We start from the raw sequence: 224 nt of genomic DNA on the forward strand, positions 1-224 counted from the left end.
GGTTCCATGCGGACCACAGTGGCTTTACCACAGGTATTCAAAATTTTTGGATTCATGATGGCTTTATGCCAAATGGTATTGCAGGTTTGGTTGCCTGGTTATCTGTGGTGGTGTTCGCTTTTGGTGGGATTGAAATTATCGGTCTGAGTGCGGGTGAGTCTCAGGATCCTAAATCCTCGATTCCCCGTGCTATTAATGCGGTTCCAGTACGTATCTTATTATTC

1 pseudogene is annotated in these 224 nt (G+C 45.1%); it reads left to right on the plus strand.

The window, feature by feature from the left end:
• A pseudogene (gene proY, locus ACNQO6_RS18560) lies at positions 1-224 on the plus strand (proline-specific permease ProY); the annotation flags it as partial.

The organism is Acinetobacter calcoaceticus (genome assembly GCF_051947995.1).
In the GTDB taxonomy this organism is placed as follows: domain Bacteria; phylum Pseudomonadota; class Gammaproteobacteria; order Pseudomonadales; family Moraxellaceae; genus Acinetobacter.